The sequence below is a fragment of the Acinetobacter sp. XS-4 genome (genome assembly GCF_023920705.1).
Taxonomy (GTDB): Bacteria; Pseudomonadota; Gammaproteobacteria; order Pseudomonadales; family Moraxellaceae; genus Acinetobacter.
On sequence record NZ_CP094657.1, the window covers coordinates 552,166 to 570,712 of the forward strand.

Here is an 18,547-nt window from a genome sequence, read left to right on the forward strand (position 1 = left end):
CTCCTTAAATGCTCAACTTTTTCAAATTACGGCGTTTACCATAAATGAGTTGTACAATTGCGCGAGTCACTGTAATTGCAGTAAACATCGAACATACGATACCAATCATTAATGTTACGGCGAAACCTTTGATCGGGCCTGTACCAATTGCAAACAAAATGAAAGCAACGAGGAACGTTGTTAAGTTCGAGTCAAAAATGGTGTTATAAGCTCGATCATAACCGGCCACAATGGCCTGTTTGGGCGATGCTCCCCAGAGCATTTCTTCTCGAATACGCTCACATATCAATACGTTTGCATCGACGGCCATACCAATGGTAATAACGATACCCGCAATACCTGGTAAGGTGAGGGAAGCCCCAATCCATGACATGACTGTTAAAATCATTGCCAAGTTAACCACAAGTGCAAAGTTAGCGATTAAACCGAATAGACGGAAGAAAACCACCATCCAGATTGCAACAAGCAAGAAGCCGATTTGAGTTGATAATACGCCTTTATCAATGTTTTCTTGACCAAGACTTGGACCAACCACACGTTCTTCAACAAAATACATTGGCGCAGCCAAAGCACCTGCACGTAGCATTAATGCAAGTTCTGATGCTTCTTGAGGAGAACTTAAACCAGTAATACGGAAAGTTGAACCTAAAACGGCCTGAACTGTTGCAGCATTGATAACTACAGATTCAGTATATGGAGTACGAACTTCTGTTTGTGCACCAGTTTTAGGATCTGTGACATAAGTAATTTTTTGCTTATTTTCGATGAACAATACCGCCATGCGTTTACCAACAGCATTACGAGTTGCATCGGACATAAGCTTACCGCCAGCACTGTCGAGGGTAATGTTTACCTCGGCACCACCAGAGTCTTGGCTAAAGCCAGAACTTGCATTTTGAACACGCTCACCAGTCAAGATACGGTTACGTTGCAACAAAAGTTGACGACCGCTATCTAAAGACTCATAAGCAAAAACTTCTGTGCCCGGAGGTAACGGTTGACCATTATATTTACCTGTATATGGGTCAATATATTGATCATTTGAGTCAGAAACCAAACGGAATTCGAGGTTTGCAGTACGGCCTAAAACACGTTTAGCTTCAGCTGTATCTTGCACACCCGGTAATTCAACAACAATACGGTTGCTACCCTGACTTTGTACCAATGCTTCTGCAACACCAAGTTCGTTAATACGATTACGTAATGTTGTTAAGTTTTGGTTTACCGCATATGACTGAATCTCTTGGCGACGTACATCAGTATAAGAAAGCTTTAAAGTAGAACCTGTAGAGCTTGCTAATGCCTGTTGGGTATATTCATTCCCATTACGACGTAAAAAATCCATTGCTGCATCACGGTCAGCATTGTCAGCAAATTGAACAGTGATTACATTGTTTGTTAATGCAAGGCTATTAAATTTGATCTTGTTTTCACGGAACTGACGACGCAAATCGGTGGCAGAGGTTTCCATACGTTGGGCAACGGCTTTGTCCATATCTACTTCAAGCAAGAAGTGGACACCACCACGTAAGTCCAAACCAAGTTTCATTGGTTTTGCGCCAATCTTTTGCAGCCATTCCGGTGTGGTTGGTGCAAGGTTTAGGGCGACAACATATTGATCACCTAAGTCGCGGCGTAATACTTCTTTTGCTTTCAACTGCGCTTCAGAAGAGCTGACACGCAAAAGGGCAGCATTATTTGTAAAAGTATTATCGTGACTTGCAATATTTGCTGTTTTTAAAATTTGCTCTGCTTTTTGCACCACACTTTGATCAATTTGGGTACCAGCTTTGGCACCGGAAATTTGAACGGCGGGCTCATCCGGATATAGACTAGGCAGTGCGTATAATGTACTGATTACCAGAACAACCAGAATCAGTAAATATTTCCATGCAGGGTAACGCATTCGCTTTCTTCTTAAATGAAAAAGTCGTGCTAAAGCACGACTGTTTTATGATTAAAGGTTATTTAGAGTGCCTTCAGGTAATACTGAAATTACGCTAGCACGCTGAATTTTTACTTCTACACCACGGCTAAGTTCAACAACTGCATAGTCACCTTCAATTTTGGTCACTTTGCCCATTAAACCACCAGCGAACACAACTTCACTACCTACACCTAAGCTTTCGATTAAAGAACGGTGCTCTTTAGCACGCTTTGCTTGAGGGCGCCAAATTAAGAAATAAAAGATTGCAACGAATACGACAATCATCAAGATGTTTGGCAAAATACCTGTAGTTGGGCCAGCTGCCGGTGCTGCATGTGCAGCAGAAATTAAAAAGCTCATTTTGATTTCCTAAAGTTAAAAATATGAGTCAGATACCTGACATAATCCTAATTCGTTTTGCAATTTACCTTGTCTTGAGGTTGAGCGCAAATCGGGCTTATTCATCAACTGGACATGGTGGAACTTCTAAACCACGACGGGCATAAAAGTCCTGAACAAATTCATCAAATGTGCCATTCTCTAATGCATCACGCATACCTTCAGTTAAACGTTGGTAATAACGTAAGTTATGAATGGTACCGAGCATAGACGCTAACATCTCTCCACATTTCTCAAGATGGAATAGATAAGCACGGGTAAAGTTCTTACATGTGTAGCAATCGCAATGCGGATCGAGCGGACTCTGGTCATGGCGATATTTACTATTACGAATACGTACCAGACCATCAGTGACAAAATAATGACCGTTTCGCGCATTACGGGTTGGCATTACACAGTCGAACATATCGACACCGCGGCGCACCGCTTCAACGATATCTTCCGGTTTACCAACGCCCATCAAGTAACGCGGTTTGTCTTGTGGCATTTTGCTTGGTAGATAATCTAAAACTTTGATCATCTCATCTTTAGGTTCACCTACAGATAAGCCGCCAATCGCATAACCATCAAAGCCAATTTCAAGAAGGCCATTTAAAGACTCATCACGTAAGTCTTCATACATACCGCCTTGAATAATGCCAAATAGTGCATTCTTATTTTTGAGCTCATCATGATGATGGGTTTTACAACGTTTTGCCCAGCGTAAAGAAAGCTGCAATGATTTTTGTGCTTCTTCATGCGTTGCAGGATAAGGTGTACATTCATCAAAAATCATGACGATGTCAGAGTTCAATACCTGCTGAATTTCCATAGAAATCTCAGGCGATAAAAACACTTTTGAACCATCAATCGGCGAGCGGAAAGTAACACCTTCCTCTTTAATTTTGCGCATTGCGCCAAGACTAAAAACCTGGAAACCGCCAGAGTCAGTCAAAATTGGCTTATCCCATTTAATAAAGTTATGCAAACCGCCGTGTTCTTTAATCACTTCAAGACCTGGACGCAAATATAAATGGAAGGTATTTCCTAAAATAATTTGTGCCTGAATGTCTTCGATATCACGCGGTAGCATACCTTTGACTGTACCGTAAGTCCCCACTGGCATAAAAACAGGTGTTTCAACAACACCATGCTCTAAAGTTAAACGACCACGACGGGCGCGCCCCGACTGACCTAATTTTTCAAACTTCATCTAAAAATCCTGAACACGAGCAGAGGCGAAGAAACAGTTCGCTGCTAAAAAGAGAGCTATTTTCCTTGATTCTGCGATGTAGTTCTACTACTAAATGTAGCTGGCTATAAAATAGATAAAATTTCCGACAGGTTAGGGGCTGTTTTTTCCCCTATTGAAAATTAGGTTTATAGTCAAAATTTTCATTAACAAGATTATCCTTAAAAGGACGAATCGCTTTCTTGGATAAAGTTAATGTATTGATGAGATTGTTAGGGAATACTTCAATCTGGTTGTTGAACAGCTCGACATTACGGTTAAAGATACTAATCGCAGCACCCACATTTTCATTTTGTTCCTGAATATCGTCCATCATTTTGCTATAGAGCGAATCGGCTTTAAGCTCAGGGTAGTTTTCAACAACGACATTTAAGCTACGAATCAGTTCTTTGCTCATTTTCTCGATTTGTTGGAGCTGAGAAATATCAGTGTTATTCACATTTAAGTTAAGAATTTGCTGACGTAATTCAGTGACTTTTTCTAATGTCGATTTTTCAAAACGAGTATATTGGTTAAGTGTTGTCTCAAGCGCTTCTAAAGTCTTTACTTTCTGACGCTCGAAATTGGCAACCTCAGCCCAAGCACGTTTAGTCGCATTAAAATAACGTACGATGGTATTACGGATGTGAACGCCCCAGACGATCAATACAACAAAAATCCCCAAGAAAATAAATAAACCAGTCATGGTCTCTTCCTTATTGTTATTCCCTCAGTGTACTTTTTGGCTTCTCATTTTTTAATGGGTCGACAACGAAGTAATACGAGAGATTTATTTAATTAAGTTCAACATTAATTGCTGAAATTTTTCATATTGCGGCATGGTCATGGTACGTAAGTGTCCACGTAATGCTGAAACATCATGAATTTCACTTTGCTTACTGGTGGTCTGAAAAAGATTTTGCTCACCCAGATAACACAAAATTTGTTCTTCGTGATGATAAATTAAATCACCCTTAAAGTGCTGAAAAAAATCATTTAATTTTAAAGTTAAGCTTGGGCTAACCTCTTTGGCCAACTGGTGTTGATTAACTCCAAAAATATTAAGTTCTTGGTTAATTAAAATATCGCTACTTTGCCATTTACTGCTGTAGGGGACAAAAAACCGAGAACGTTGATTGCTAACAGCAATACCCAAAGCTGGCATTTGAAATATAAAAGCGCCCCATAAATCTTTATGAATTTCTTTTATAATTTTTTTATCGCTATTTTGGTCTTGAATAATAGGGATTTCATTAATGTAATGATATTGAAACAGCAAGACTTGATGATCGGTTACTCCATCGTTCCATGTAGCCGAAGCAAACTGAGTAATTTCGTTAGATTCAGTCCCTCGGTTAAACAGTGGGAAATACTGTTTTAATTTACTCAGAACTAAAACTGGTTGAGCATGAATGGGAAGATAAGCGGGTAACTGCTGAAGCTGTAAACCGTAACGCAAAATCACCATACGCTGTTCTAGATAACGAATAACTTGTGTTAATGGTTCTTGAGATTGATAGAGTAAATATGCCAGAAACCCTGTTAAAAAGGCGCCTAAAAAGCTCCAGATATATTGAATATGTGGATGAAGAAAATAACCAAAGCCTAATATTGTGATGCTGCAAATGGCAAGGAAATAGGGAAGCACATTAAAAAATCGAAGGTTGTGATCTTCGCGCCATGGATGTAAAGCATCTAAAAGATCTTGGGCTGAATGAGATTTTTGTCCAGCATTCCAAAGTCGAGCGATATTGCGAAAAACCTGTGTATTTTTTTTACGCCTTATATGAAGAGCTTCTTGTACAGTATCGATTGGCATGGAAGTAATGAGTTCATTATCATAAAGAGCTATTTCTAGATTATCTTTTAAATTGAAAGAGATAAATACTTAATATTTCTAAATTTGGAATTTTTATTTAAAAAATTGATGCCTGAGTTTTATCGATAATTTTTTGCGAGACAAGGCTAGGTTCATTATTTCTTATTGTAAAAATTTGAGCTGGGTTAAACCTCGAATCAACTTATAAGGTTTAACCCAGTCTTAGTTTTTAAACTTCTAATTTATCAACCAGCATTGCATCTCCATAACTAAAGAAACGATAGCTGCTTTTAACTGCATGCTCATAGGCAGCCAAAATGTTGTCTCGATTTGATAGTGCTGATACCAACATGAGCAGAGTAGACTCTGGCAAATGGAAGTTAGTAATTAAACGATCTACGATGCAGAACTCATAGCCCGGATAGATAAAGATTTGTGTGTCGCCAGTCCAAGCCGCGATTTTTCCGCCGTGTGCTTGGGCTGCACTTTCTAAGGCACGTGTCGCAGTTGTACCAACGGCAATCACTTTATTGCCGCGTGCTTTAGTCGCCAAAATTAAATCAATGGTTTCTTGAGGTACATCACACCATTCACTGTGCATGATATGGTTGGTAATGTCATCAGTGCGAACTGGCATAAATGTGCCGGCTCCCACGTGTAAAGTCACAAAAGTTTTTTGAACATTTTTTTGTTCTAATTTTTCTAAAAGTGTTTCATCAAAATGCAAGCTTGCAGTAGGTGCTGCAACACTGGCAATTTTTTCTGGGTTATGGAAAACCGTTTGATAGCGTTCAGTGTCAATTTCTTCTGCTTCACGGTTAAAGTAAGGCGGAATAGGTAGCTGACCATATTGCTCAAGTACAGGTAAAATAGGCTGTGAAAACTCAACCACAAATAAATTTTCATGACGACCACGTACAATTACAGGAATGTTATCGGCACCGACATAAAGCTCGGCACCCGCTTTAGGTGAGTTGCTCGATTTAATATGGCAATACGCTGTGGTGTGGTTCAGCATGCGCTCAACCAAAATCTCAATAGCACCGCCTGTAGAACGCTTTCCTTTAAGTCGCGCTTTCATGACTTTAGTGTCATTGAGCACTAATAGATCACCTTCTTCGAACAGATCGATAATGTCTGTGAACATGTGATCGTGATATTGACCCTTTGAGTCTAGGTGCAACAACCTTGAAGCACTACGTGATTCGAGAGGGTAACGGGCAATAAGTTCATCAGGTAATTCAAAGGAAAAGTCGGACAGTTGCATATTTAAAAAAAACACCGCAAAAATTGGGCCTAGTATAAACTTTTTCGCTTTTTTATGGCTGTGCTTATGGCCTAAATCATGAAAAATGTTTAAGTGGTCTAAAAGTGAACGATAATATTCACTTAGGGTTTGACAAGTTTTACAAACGCGCTAATATACGCAACACAAACATACTTCCTCTCCCGAGGTGGTGAAATTGGTAGACGCGGCGGACTCAAAATCCGCTGTCAGAGATGACGTGTCGGTTCGAGTCCGACCCTCGGGACCAGATTCAGAATCGTAAGATTCTACGAAAACCCCTAAGCTAACGGCTTAGGGGTTTTTTGTTTTAGAAAACAAATATTTATACTCCATTAACTAATTGATTTATAAAGTTGCTCAAAGTTTTTCCTGAGAAATTACCCCTCTTGATAGAAATAATAAACATCCATATAAACATCCAGAACTTCTTTCACATATTAATGAAATCAGAATGGCTAGGATTGTTAAACCTTTAACTGTTACTCAAATTGATGCTTCACAACCTAAAGAAAAAGATTACAACTTATCTGATGGTGAAGGACTTTACTTACGTATAAGAACCTCAGGAACAAAAACGTGGATATTTCAATATAAGAACCAGCAAGATGTTCGAGTAGTGATTACCGTAGGAAACTACCCACAATATAAATTAGCTTTAGCTCGTGAAAAGAAAAGAGATTACTTAAGTATCTTGGCAGAAGGTAAAGACCTTAAAGAATATTTAGACTCATTAAAAAAGAAGTCTACTCAAGAACTTTCACTTGAGGTCATAACACGTACATGGTTAGAACAATATTCAGTTAAGAAGTCTCTAGATGAAGAAACTAAAAGGAAAAGAATTAGGAAATTTGAAAACCATATGTTTCCTTATATTGGGCATTTGCAAATAACAGATATTCGGTCCAGTGACCTAAGATTGTTATTAAATAAGATTTATGAGAAAAGTGCTGATAATGCACAACGGATACGTTCTGATCTAATTCTAATTTTTAGCTATGCTGTTCAATATGGCTATATTGAAGTCAATCATGCAAGAGAGATGGAGAGCCTTGATTTAACAGCCCCTAAAAAACATAGACCAGCTTTATCTTTAGAAAGATTACCTGAGTTAATACGGCGTATAAAAAGTGATACAGGGCAACCGTTAACCAAGTTTGGAATTCTATTAGGTCTACATATCTTTATACGTTCTTCAGAATTACGGTTTGCTAGATGGAGTGAAATTGATTTAGTAAAGAAGCAATGGGTACTTCCTCCTAAAAGAAATGAGGTAAGAGGGGCTAAGCATTCTGACCGTGGAGCCAAAATGAGAACTCAGCATATTGTTCCTTTATCTGACTATGCAATTGGGATACTTAAAGAAATAAAGCTCATTACTATGGGAAGTGAATATATCTTTCCTAGCTCATATAAAAGTGCTCAATTTCTAGGTGAGAATACATTCAATGATGCCTTAAGAAGAATGGGATATGATACTCAATCGGAACTATGCTTTCATGGATTGAGAGCTATGGCTCGTTCGGCATTAGGTGAGTGTGGGTTGTTTCAGAAAGATGCTATAGAAAAGCAAATGAGTCACCAAGAGCGAAATAATGTAGTGGGAGCGTATACGCACGTTGCTGAGTACTTACAAGAACGAAAGGAAATGATGGAGTGGTGGAGCCAATATCTTTTAGATATTGAAAAAGGTGGATATGTTTCGCCTTACTATTATGCTAATCCAGAAAAAAATAATGTAGTTGTCTTCCAAAGAAATATTGCGTAAATGAAATGATTATTTTGCATGGTTGGCTTCTTTGGCTATACGTATATTATTTGAAGTTGGTATAACGATAGTTTTTAAACTAGGGTTTTGTAATGAAAATAAAAGGTACTGAGGTTGGTTTCGTTTTTGGGGAAACAGTTGAAAATATTTTTGATAATACGGTAATGGCTGTAGCAGAAACAGCTCTAGGAGAAGCAATTAAAGCTTTTCCAATAGTGAATGTATTAAAAGGAGTTCACGGTGCAAGAATTTCGTATAGGGAACAACAACGAGCTAATCTTTTTTTAGAGTTTGTTCAAGAGGTTGAACAAAACCATACGGGACAGGTTCTTAGGATATTTCAGGGTCAAAATAATATAGAAATGGGAGGAGAAATACTTAATGCTTTAGAAAATAGTTATTTGGCAATACAGTCTCAAATGATCGCAAGAGTAGTGATTTTATATGATGTAAAACAAATAGATAGAAAAAAATTTCTAAAATACTCTCATATTATTCCAAAATTAAGTTCTTTTTTACTGGAACAAATAAGTACTTGCTTTAGCCTTCATTTAGAAAGACAAAATGATGAAGACTATAGAATATTTAATAGTGATTGCGATGGAGCTGGGCAGGAACTCACAAGTTATGGTTTCCTTAATGCTATGACAACAGCAGGGGGAGGAGATGTTTATCAAGGAACGGAGGAGTTAGAGTTCTTCTATGAATATATCTTGAATAACAGACATAATATGTAAGATGATTTGATTAAAAGTCAAACTCCATTTGCCTGTCTACTACTTATTTTTAGGATTATCAGGATCAAATTGATATTTATCCCTAGTAGAATATTGCTCTTCCCAGAAGAGAACATCTAGTTATTACCAGTGGTTAAAAACTTGTATCAACCAACTTTTTAACCACTGATAAAAACTATTGACGATTACAATCATTCACAATTATCATCTAGTCGCTGACCACATTGTCAGTCGGTCGTCGCAGACCGTTTAGTAAAGTGCATCAGATTACTCCTTCTGAGGGGTAGTTTTGTGTAATCGATCGTCCCTCGCTTGTTGCGGTAGGGCGAGTGAGGGACACCTTCGGGTGTGCTGATTCTTTACTATCAGTCTGCGAACCCTTGCTCGTTCTGCCACCATAATCAACGAAGGGACTTTATAATAATGAAACTTAATAAAATAACTTTAGGTATTATTGCCTGTACTTTAGGCGCGTCCATATATTCCTATCACTTGTATGCTGGTAAGAATCCTCAACTTGCTACTGATACAGTAGTTCAGCAAAAAACAGCGCCTTCAGAAAAGAAAGATGGCAGAGTAGTGGTCAAAGACCTAAATAACGCTCAAGAATTATTTAGTACGTTATACATATCAGTTAGTGAAAATAATCTAAAAAATAACCAAGACTTAGCTAAATTTAATGAAGCAAAGAATAGTGAGTATAAGTCCATCTCATATCTGAAAGATGTCTTGACTGCATATAAATACAAAGGCGTTAAGTCATATAAGAATAAAGGTGAAGATCGTTACTTAGTTGCTTTTACACATAAAGATGCAGAGTACTCAGGTCATGCATCAGTAGGAACCGACTTAGATTTATTCTTATTCAAAAAGTCAGGTGAAGAGTACGAGCTGATTGCTAAGACTTCTCGTGAGGGGTTAGTGAATGGAGGATCGGGAAACACAGGTGTAGATGATATGACTTATGATCATATTATGAATAGTGAACCGATAGACATTGGTAGTCAGTACAAGGGCTTTATCGTTAGTCAATGGTTCGGTGGTGGTGGTCATTCTAATAAATCTGCTTATATTGTTTTATTAGATGAGAAAAATAAGAAAATATATGATATTGCAAATGATATTTCGTTTGCAGAGGAAGGTTGGGCGAATAATGCAGAGTATAAATATGATTCTTTTTACTTCTTAGATAAAAGCAAAGAAAGCAGTAATGTTTATGATTTAGCAATTCTCTATGAGGGAAATAAGGATATACGGAAATCTTTTGAAGATGCCCCTAAGATAGTTCCTTATAATGTCTACAAAACTTATAAATTTGATGGTAAAAGCTACAAATTAGAATCTGAGCAGCCTAATCCATATTCTGAAACTATAAATTTTGACGGTTATCAAAATTATTTTTCAAAAATAAATAATGAGGGATATGCACCCATATTTTATGAATCTGTTCTTAAATTTGTAGATGATGGATTTATTGATTATTGGTTGAGTAATGGTATTCGTGTCTATAAGCCATCAGAGAAAACAGAAGAGTTTTTTACATGGAAAGTAAAAGGGCTAAAAGTTCATGGGTTAGATGTCATTGGAGTACAAAGAGGTGTTTGTGATATCAGTGGTGAAAATAGGTGTGGTTATGCTGGTGACACCATAGTTGTTTTTGATGCTAGTGTTGATCAAGCAAGAAAAGTACTAAAAGAAAAGACATTTGTAGATTACGCAAATTTAAGCGCTGACCAAAAGGGAACTTACCCTTATTTAGACTCCATTGTATTTAATGGTAAGAAAAAAGCAGCATTATATTTTCTTAATGAAAACCCATAAGGTGAATAGCTTTTCATAGTTTTATGCATTCATTAGTGGGGAAAATAAAGTGCTACGTTGGATTTTTGGTGTTATAGGTTTTTTTATTGCTGGTCCTATAGGTTTCTTTATAGGATTTGGTATTGGCTATCTTGCAGCTCTTCCGTTTAAAGAGGAAGAGAGCAGAACGGTTGATCCATACCTAAATAACAATAAAGTTGAACCATCAATAAAATTGGGACAAAGTTTAATTGAACAAATTTATCCATGTGTAGATATTGTTTGCCACTATGCTTTACTTCATGAGCTTACTTGGAACCCAGACAAGGTAAACTTTGTTAAGAATATATTTATTGAAGCTTGTGAAAATGATAATGAAATAGTACTCCTACGCGAGCGAATTAAATTAACTAATCGTCCCTCTATCTCACAATCAATTCGAGATTTTCTGGCTCTTCAACCAAATGAACCTAGGAAGGCTGAAATCTATATCAATGTGATGATTTTGATATTTAATACTTGTAGAAATACAGAAGTTTTTAAAACAGAAGTTCTTCAATTCGGTTCAAATATAGGTCTTGGACGTAACTATTGTATAGAAGAGCTTGAGAATTTTATTAAACATGCATCAGAACAAGAAAAAGACACTCCTGTAGTAGAAGAACTTAATGAACGTGAAATAGCTGCAAAGGTTTTAGGTATCTCAGTTCATGCTTCTAATGATGAAATTAAGAAAGCCCATCGTATGAAAATAAGAGATTTTCATTCTGATCGTAATGTTGGTGTCACTGATGCAGTAAGAGAAATTCTTGAGCAAAAGGCAGCAGAAATTAACCATGCTAGAGATGTCTTATTAAAACTTTAATAATTCTACGATTGGTCTAAAAGGAATAATAAGATGGCTCTTATAGAATGCTTTAAATGCGGGAATGAAATTTCAAGTGAAGTACTCAAGTGCCCATATTGTGGATTGCCACAGTATGGTAATTTTTCTAAAAAGAAAATAAGTGAAGTAGAGCTACCAAATTCAATAAATAGTACTGATCAAAAGTATTCAGGTACAAAAGATAAAAGAGAGAATGTAAATACATCTCTAAAGAAAAGTAATTTCTTTAATGATAATAAATATACGTTAATCATTGGTGTCGTTGTTTTTGCAATTTTATTATTTAAAGTACCTAAAGCTTTGAAGAGTATCCCAGAAGAGGCTCCTGTAGCAGAATCATCTTACGATTCAAATGAAGATACTACTACTGATACACAGGAAACAATAAGCCAAACAGAGGAGAGTAGTGACCAAGTAAGCAGTGAAACAAATGAAGGTACTAATGTCTTTGATAATAATAATATAGTTGTAGATGACAGGATTGCTAACTATGCTAGTCCTCAAGAAGCGTTAAATGACTGTTTAAAGCATCCAAGTAATTTTGAAGATAAAAGTAGAGTACAGAATCCATGTGAAGAAGGAACAGATTGTTCTTATGCATGGGAATATGAGCAAAGATGTGGATTCATATTAGATACTTATTATCCAAATTGCTTCTTTGATGTTAGTTACTCTGTACAAGTAAGTTGCTTAGCAAGTGGTGAGCGTGTTTCCCGTGATATTGATTATTGGGACCCAAACTTAAAATTTAAAGAAAAAACTACTCTTATGGATTTGAACAACTAGATCATGCATAGACTTGGGTTATATGTATGCATTTATAGGCAAGAATACTACTACTGGATACATCGTGAACTTTCACGGAAGGATATGTTGGTAAAAGGAAGAATGAGATTAGCTTATCTAAATCAAGAGTTTTATTTTATTGTTGTTCTATTACCTATCATTCGATAAATATAAAAATCATCTTTTACATTTATCGGTTTTTCTATAGTACAAAATTTGAGAATATTTTTTAAATGGATTTAAATCATTATAAATCCAAGTATAATTATCTTATTACTTTAGAAGAAAATAGAGCATATGGTAAATAATTTAACTGAAAATAAGATCATGGAAGTTTTAAATTGGTCTTATGATAAAGCTGTGAATGGAGTTGTTGGTTTGGATTCAGCCTATGATTTGGCTAAAGATTATAAAAAAACAGATGATAGTTTATATAATCAAGTTAACTCCTTAATTCGTTGGCAAAATACTAAAGCAGGCACATCTGGGTTTATAACTGGGCTTGGGGGAATTATTACTTTACCAGTTGCTATTCCAGCAAATGTAGCCAGTGTAATGTATGTTCAGATTCGTATGATTGCAGCTATTGCTCATATGGGGGGACATAATTTAAATGATGATAGAGTGAGATCTTTAGTATTTGTTTGTCTTACGGGTAATGCTGCAAAAGATATTTTAAAAGATGTTGGCATCGTAGTAGGAAAGAAGTTAGCCGAAAATGCTATCAAAAATATTAGTGGAAAAACTATTACAGCAATAAACAAAAAAGTAGGGTTTCGCTTATTAACTAAATTTGGTGAAAAAGGTGCTATCAATCTTGGTAAGACAATTCCTTTATTTGGGGGGATTGTAGGGGCAACGTTTGACTCTATAACAACTAATACTATTGGAAATATTGCGAGAGATACCTTTATCACTATTTAAAATTCTTAACGCTTCATCATGATAGGAGGGTAGATCTGTAGAAGTCTACCCTTCATTTTAAGTTAACTGTCGTATTTGATGATATAGATTAAGCATATTATTCAGTTTATTTATTAAAATTTGATAATTTGTAGCCCTTTAGCTTGCTTATGGGCTTTAACTCACTTTTCTTTCCACCTTTAATGATTTTACAGTACTGTGTTATAGCCTTAGCTTTTGTGTGTGCATCAAAAAGATAACCTCATCTAACTAGATTGAACTTTCAATTAAAATTTTTCTTTTATATAAGATGTTGAAAAGAATTAGATAATCTATATTTTAAGTGGATATAAAACTATAAGAAATGAAGTGTACTATTACGTTATCTAATAATTAAATAACATAATAGTACTATTTATTAATCAATTATCTTTTTCCTCGAAGATATTTCTTATTTCTGGTAACGGATCTTTTTCTCCTTCCTCTAGCCACTGTTTAATAATTGATTTATCTTCAAAACCATTTATAGACATTTGATATGCAAGCTTTACACAGTTAAGTCGAATGATAGGAACATCTTCAATATCATCATGAGAAGACTTATAGTCTTGCTCTAATATTAAATACTCCAGACCTTCTAAGATTAGCGAACTTATAATTGAACTTATTTGACTATCTCTAGCTTTGAAGATGATAGTTGCTGCTAGGAGAGCTTGAATTAAAGTATTTTTCCTTCTAGTAGCAATTGCTAAACCAATTTCTCGAATTAAATCATCAGAAGGGAAAGGGGTGTTTTGAATCTTATTACTAAGAGCTTGCTGAATCCATAAAAATAGTCCATACATTGCATTTCTTGCATTTTCTGGTATGTCAGAAATAATTCCTTTTCTTAGATAGGTATTAATATCATAATTTTTATCAGGAAGAACTTTTACTAAAGTACCAACAAGATAATAACTATAAATATTATATTGAATAAGAAACTTCATTTTTACAAAGAGAATTTCTGCTAAATATTCGGGTATATTAATATTTAACGCTATTTTATTAATGCTTGAAAAAGTCTCTATAATATCAGAAGGAGCATCATTAAAATGATGAGGGAATCCATCAAATTCAAGAGAATCAATTGGGATGCTATTTGACCAATTTTTAATGTTTTCGAATAAAATATCAATTTGTTTGTCAGATAGTAATAGTACTTCTAAGGCTTGGGAGATTTCAAAAATACTTCTTGTTAAAATTTTAAAATCATTAGATGGGACTAAATATTTTTTTATAAAAATATCTTTAGATTTAAGGTTTAAGTCTTTAAAGCTGGTTAGGTACGCAAAATCGTAAAGCTGTGTATCTGTAGGAAAATCATTTTCTGATTCATCGTTATTTTTCCATAATGATTCTCTTATTACCTCAAGTTCCTCTTTATTAATAAAATTATAAACTAAGATTAGACGTAAACAGGCATCCCATCTTGGTCTCTTAGATGATTTTAAGCCAGATAGGATTAAATTTATTATAATATTCCATTCAGATTCATTTTCTATATTTCGATTGCATAATCGATCAACTTCTGTTTTATTTAAGAATCTTTCAATTTGAATTAGGTAATCTTCTCTGTGATTTAATAAGCAGTTTATTGGGAGCTGTAGGATTTTGAGTATATATGAAGATTTTATATTAGTATTGCATACTTCCCAGCATCTTTTTAAATAATTGCTAAGTGGTTTTTGAAGCCAAAAAGCACTTCTTAATGATGAATCTTTAAAAAAATCAATTGCTTGTTTTAAGTGGAGTTCAAGTTTTTCTTCATTATTTAAACGAATAATTAATCTAGAAATAAGTTCTAAGCATGACCGTATATAACTAATCCAAAATGAGTTAGGTTTTTGACGATACTGAGCTAAGCAATATGTTAAAAGACCATTAATTTGATTTAGTAATTTCTCAAAATCAACTTCATCTAAGCTAGCTATACTTACTCTAGAATAAATATTGTTGATTAGTTTATCATCATCTGTTGGTTTTAATCTGACTACAATTCGAGAAGTTATTTTTATATCAATAAGGTCATAATTATCAATTAAAGCTCTGATAAGTGGACTACCTACAGAGTACCCCTCTACGGATAATGGTAAACCTGCTGTTTCACATAGTAATAAACATTGATAAGCATGAGTAATTGCGTAGTACTTGTTGTTGTTGAAACTTACAGTTTCACCTCTACGTCTATATAAATCAAAACATGGATTTTGATTACTTTCTTGTTTGTCCTTACGTTGATTAACTCTTTCAATTAAATTATGTATTTGACTACTTGTGTTACAGTTCAGCAATTCTAATTGTTTAAACCTTTCTTGAAAGTTAAATTTCTTAATTTTTATATGCTGATTTTTCTTTCTGTTTTCTTGTAAAGCTTCGATGCTTAATAATGCCCATCCTTCTCGAGAGGAGTTGGAGAAATCATTAAAATTATCAGGATTTTTTTTAATAATAGTAAATCCTTGAGTCATTAAATGATGGGCTTCATCTTCTAAATTTAGCTCTAATAAAAGTGATGCTTTTCTAAACATCCATATTGGATCACTAGTTGAAACATTCCATTCCTCAAGTAAATTTTGTAACTTCTCAAAATCTAAATTTAGAAGATACCATTGACACTCTTCATAAGTAATCAAATTATTTATTTCTATAGAGTGACTCTTAAATTTCTTTACTTGATTTAACCCATAATGAAATGCTTCTTCATCTAAATTTAGTCTTTTGTTTGTGAGTGAATATATAGTGTTCTCAATATAGATTTTTTCTAAATTTGACCATTCTGAAGAATAGCAAATTGAATCAATAGTCTTGTTATTAAAGTCAAACTTAACTGCTATTTTATTCCATATATCTTCAATTTCACTAGGTATAGGGATCAATTTCTTTTGATAAAGCCAAATAATTTCATTTAAAAATCGCAACTGATCTATTGAACTAAAACTATTCAAATTTTCAGTAATGACATTAGCCCATTCATTTAGAATTAGATCAAGATCATATTGTTTATCAAGTGGATAAATGAGCCAGTTAGGATAAATTTTTCTATTATGCTCCAATACAGTTAATAGTTCTTTTAATGTTTCAGTTGGTATTGGATCAGTTCTGCCTACTCTTGAAATTGTTAAAGGAAGTAGTTGTGGATTTGGTTCTATAGGTTTTAAGTAGTCCTCTATTTCAGGAGAAGAATAATTTCTTATTGAGGGCCAATCTTTATAATTGTACGATTGTCCGCATTGTAAAGTTTTAATAATCCATTCTGTTGCATATTGATGTCTTAGATGCTCAGGCCAATCATTTGCTTTAGGATGTTTAGAAATATCAATAGGTACTACATTATTGTTTTCTAGCATTCTTCGTCTATGTGGGGAAAGATTTAACCATCCCGCTAAATAAATTTTTGGAGCTGATGCTCCTAAATTATCTTTAACCCATCCAGACCATTGTAAGAAATTGGGATCATCACCAGAGAAGCCTAATAGAAGTACTGCTGTTTCCATCATTATCTGCTGGACAGTGTTTACGAATGGAGCAAATTTCTTGGGATAAGTTCTATAGTCTTCTTCAGTAAATATGAAGGGGATGTGAGCAGGTACTGTACCATGTAATTTGATAATTCTAGGTGATGGAGTATTTGCTAACTCATCTACAGTTCTAACAATACTATATGAGCGTTCAGGTATCTCTAATTGGGTTCTTTCTAATAATGTATCCCAATTCGTGGTTAAAACTTCTTTCCAAGGTAATTCTAGTAATTGGTAATGAAGTTCAGATGGTTGGTAATCTGTATCAGGTACAGAATCATTAATAAAACTGTGAAGACTTCCTCTACCGAACGCTATTTCATACTCCTGAGCCAGTCTTAAGAAACCACTTGTACCTGTTGCCTCAGATAAGGCTTGTTCTAATCGACTTTTTTCTGATGGTGGATATAGCTTACTACATAAGTTTCGAGCTACTTGTGACCAAAGGGGAAAATCTTTAGCAGAAGCACTAGTTGGTAAGGCATTTCTACTAAATCCAGCACCAATCATTACTGAAGCACCCCCACTATTTGTATTCCATAATAGTTCACGGATATGATTGATATGACTTTGATCTGGTATATTCATTCTTAATTTTTAAGTTTCTTCAGATGATTGAAATAAACATATAACTGTTTAAAAAAAATAGCAATATTCGCTAGCAGATAGGAGAAAAAGAATAGAATTATCTAAATCTTAAAAGACAAATTGCAGAATTTAAAATGATTGCCTGATAATATTAATTATCTAAAAAGACTCTGTTTTAATTTTATTGTTCCCTGAGGAAGGTATTGATCTTCAGTATTTTCCTTTTCATCTATTCTCTTTTTAAATACATTTATACAAGATAAATAGTTTGTTTCAGTAAATTGAGTAATAGCTTTATCTTTTAAAGCTTTGGTTGAGTACTGTTGAATAGAGTAAGCATTTTCAACTACATCGAAAACTAAACGACTAACAATATCCTTGTATTGAGGATCTTCTATCTTATTTGCTGTTTCCATCAATTTATCTAGGGTCTCGGAAGGTTTGTAACCCATTTGACGATAAGTTTGAGCAGCAAAGGCTACACTTTCCATCAAGCCACAACTATCCTGAGCTAATTTGTAATCAACTTCGGAGTGAGCTGAAATACCAGTACAAATTAAAATTAAAAATAAAGTTAATTTTTTCATAGTTGGTTATAACTCAGGTTACAGATAAAAAAAGCTCTTCACTTGGGGAAATGAAGAGCTATAAACTTTGAATACATGTATAGTATATAAAGTAATCTATTGATTTTCAATACAGAATATTCTGTATCTAAAGCTAATTAAAAAAACTTCTATAAGCAGTGACATTTGTTTGTAAAGACCTAGTAGCTTTTGTGGGTGCTTAAAAAAGATAATTTCATATAGGTGTTATTCAACTTTCGAGTAAGGTTTTTTTATATAAAGTATTTAAAATTTGATATTTATTTATATGATA

14 protein-coding genes and 1 tRNA gene are annotated in these 18,547 nt (G+C 34.7%); 7 read left to right on the forward strand and 8 right to left on the reverse strand.

Annotated elements, in window-relative coordinates; translation table 11 throughout:
* Window positions 1-4: 4 nt before the first annotated feature.
* From secD to queA, 6 genes are all read right to left on the reverse strand, one after another.
* Window positions 5-1,906, reverse strand: a complete 1,902-nt coding sequence (secD, locus tag MMY79_RS02765; RefSeq protein WP_252611808.1) for a protein translocase subunit SecD — start codon at window positions 1,904-1,906, stop codon at window positions 5-7.
* Between the two features lie 51 nt (window positions 1,907-1,957).
* A complete protein-coding gene (gene yajC, locus MMY79_RS02770; RefSeq protein ID WP_003655131.1) occupies window positions 1,958-2,287 on the reverse strand; it encodes a preprotein translocase subunit YajC in 330 nt (109 codons plus the stop codon).
* 97 nt (window positions 2,288-2,384) lie between these two features.
* Window positions 2,385-3,518 (reverse strand): tRNA guanosine(34) transglycosylase Tgt, encoded by a 1,134-nt coding sequence (gene tgt / locus MMY79_RS02775; RefSeq protein ID WP_004638765.1) that lies wholly within the window; start codon window positions 3,516-3,518, stop codon window positions 2,385-2,387.
* A gap of 151 nt (window positions 3,519-3,669) precedes the next feature.
* A complete protein-coding gene (locus MMY79_RS02780; protein WP_252611810.1) occupies window positions 3,670-4,242 on the reverse strand; it encodes a LemA family protein in 573 nt (190 codons plus the stop codon).
* Window positions 4,243-4,326: 84 nt separating this feature from the next.
* Window positions 4,327-5,355, reverse strand: a complete 1,029-nt coding sequence (locus tag MMY79_RS02785; RefSeq protein WP_252611812.1) for a hypothetical protein — start codon at window positions 5,353-5,355, stop codon at window positions 4,327-4,329.
* 229 nt (window positions 5,356-5,584) lie between these two features.
* Window positions 5,585-6,622 (reverse strand): tRNA preQ1(34) S-adenosylmethionine ribosyltransferase-isomerase QueA, encoded by a 1,038-nt coding sequence (queA, locus tag MMY79_RS02790; RefSeq protein ID WP_252611814.1) that lies wholly within the window; start codon window positions 6,620-6,622, stop codon window positions 5,585-5,587.
* A 181-nt stretch (window positions 6,623-6,803) separates the two neighbouring features.
* Between queA and MMY79_RS02795 the strand changes: the two genes are divergently transcribed.
* From MMY79_RS02795 to MMY79_RS02825, 7 genes are all read left to right on the forward strand, one after another.
* Window positions 6,804-6,890 (forward strand) — tRNA-Leu (locus MMY79_RS02795).
* A 204-nt stretch (window positions 6,891-7,094) separates the two neighbouring features.
* Window positions 7,095-8,408: an integrase arm-type DNA-binding domain-containing protein gene (locus MMY79_RS02800; RefSeq protein WP_252611816.1), complete on the forward strand. Its 1,314-nt coding sequence runs from the start codon at window positions 7,095-7,097 to the stop codon at window positions 8,406-8,408.
* 92 nt (window positions 8,409-8,500) lie between these two features.
* The gene (locus MMY79_RS02805) at window positions 8,501-9,145 is read left to right on the forward strand and encodes a hypothetical protein (protein ID WP_252611818.1); all 645 of its coding nucleotides are present in this window, start codon (window positions 8,501-8,503) and stop codon (window positions 9,143-9,145) included.
* Window positions 9,146-9,568: 423 nt separating this feature from the next.
* A complete protein-coding gene (locus MMY79_RS02810) occupies window positions 9,569-10,966 on the forward strand; it encodes a hypothetical protein (protein WP_252611820.1) in 1,398 nt (465 codons plus the stop codon).
* Window positions 10,967-11,015: 49 nt separating this feature from the next.
* Window positions 11,016-11,810 carry a J domain-containing protein gene (locus tag MMY79_RS02815; RefSeq protein WP_252611823.1) on the forward strand — a complete coding sequence of 265 codons (795 nt, stop codon included), beginning with the start codon at window positions 11,016-11,018 and terminating at the stop codon, window positions 11,808-11,810.
* Between the two features lie 33 nt (window positions 11,811-11,843).
* On the forward strand, window positions 11,844-12,617 hold the full coding sequence (locus MMY79_RS02820; protein ID WP_252611825.1) for a hypothetical protein: 774 nt from the start codon (window positions 11,844-11,846) through the stop codon (window positions 12,615-12,617).
* Between the two features lie 288 nt (window positions 12,618-12,905).
* Window positions 12,906-13,541: an EcsC family protein gene (locus MMY79_RS02825; RefSeq protein WP_289781525.1), complete on the forward strand. Its 636-nt coding sequence runs from the start codon at window positions 12,906-12,908 to the stop codon at window positions 13,539-13,541.
* Between the two features lie 401 nt (window positions 13,542-13,942).
* Here the strand turns inward: MMY79_RS02825 and MMY79_RS02830 are convergent, their stop codons facing one another.
* Both MMY79_RS02830 and MMY79_RS02835 read right to left on the reverse strand, forming a co-directional pair.
* Window positions 13,943-17,668: an SIR2 family protein gene (locus MMY79_RS02830; RefSeq protein WP_252611829.1), complete on the reverse strand. Its 3,726-nt coding sequence runs from the start codon at window positions 17,666-17,668 to the stop codon at window positions 13,943-13,945.
* Between the two features lie 155 nt (window positions 17,669-17,823).
* Complete coding sequence (locus MMY79_RS02835; RefSeq protein ID WP_252611831.1) at window positions 17,824-18,255, reverse strand: hypothetical protein; 432 nt, start codon at window positions 18,253-18,255, stop codon at window positions 17,824-17,826.
* Window positions 18,256-18,547 lie beyond the last annotated feature (292 nt).

Excerpts from the sequence above, each read along its gene's own strand:
- secD (WP_252611808.1), bottom strand. The coding sequence starts at position 1,906 with ATGCGTTACCCTGCATGGAAATATTTACTGATTCTGGTTGTTCTGGTA.
- yajC (WP_003655131.1), bottom strand. The coding sequence starts at position 2,287 with ATGAGCTTTTTAATTTCTGCTGCACATGCAGCACCGGCAGCTGGCCCA.
- tgt (WP_004638765.1), bottom strand. The coding sequence starts at position 3,518 with ATGAAGTTTGAAAAATTAGGTCAGTCGGGGCGCGCCCGTCGTGGTCGT.
- MMY79_RS02780 (WP_252611810.1), bottom strand. The coding sequence starts at position 4,242 with ATGACTGGTTTATTTATTTTCTTGGGGATTTTTGTTGTATTGATCGTC.
- MMY79_RS02785 (WP_252611812.1), bottom strand. The coding sequence starts at position 5,355 with ATGCCAATCGATACTGTACAAGAAGCTCTTCATATAAGGCGTAAAAAA.
- queA (WP_252611814.1), bottom strand. The coding sequence starts at position 6,622 with ATGCAACTGTCCGACTTTTCCTTTGAATTACCTGATGAACTTATTGCC.
- MMY79_RS02800 (WP_252611816.1), top strand. The coding sequence starts at position 7,095 with ATGGCTAGGATTGTTAAACCTTTAACTGTTACTCAAATTGATGCTTCA.
- MMY79_RS02805 (WP_252611818.1), top strand. The coding sequence starts at position 8,501 with ATGAAAATAAAAGGTACTGAGGTTGGTTTCGTTTTTGGGGAAACAGTT.
- MMY79_RS02810 (WP_252611820.1), top strand. The coding sequence starts at position 9,569 with ATGAAACTTAATAAAATAACTTTAGGTATTATTGCCTGTACTTTAGGC.
- MMY79_RS02820 (WP_252611825.1), top strand. The coding sequence starts at position 11,844 with ATGGCTCTTATAGAATGCTTTAAATGCGGGAATGAAATTTCAAGTGAA.
- MMY79_RS02830 (WP_252611829.1), bottom strand. The coding sequence starts at position 17,668 with ATGAATATACCAGATCAAAGTCATATCAATCATATCCGTGAACTATTA.
- MMY79_RS02835 (WP_252611831.1), bottom strand. The coding sequence starts at position 18,255 with ATGAAAAAATTAACTTTATTTTTAATTTTAATTTGTACTGGTATTTCA.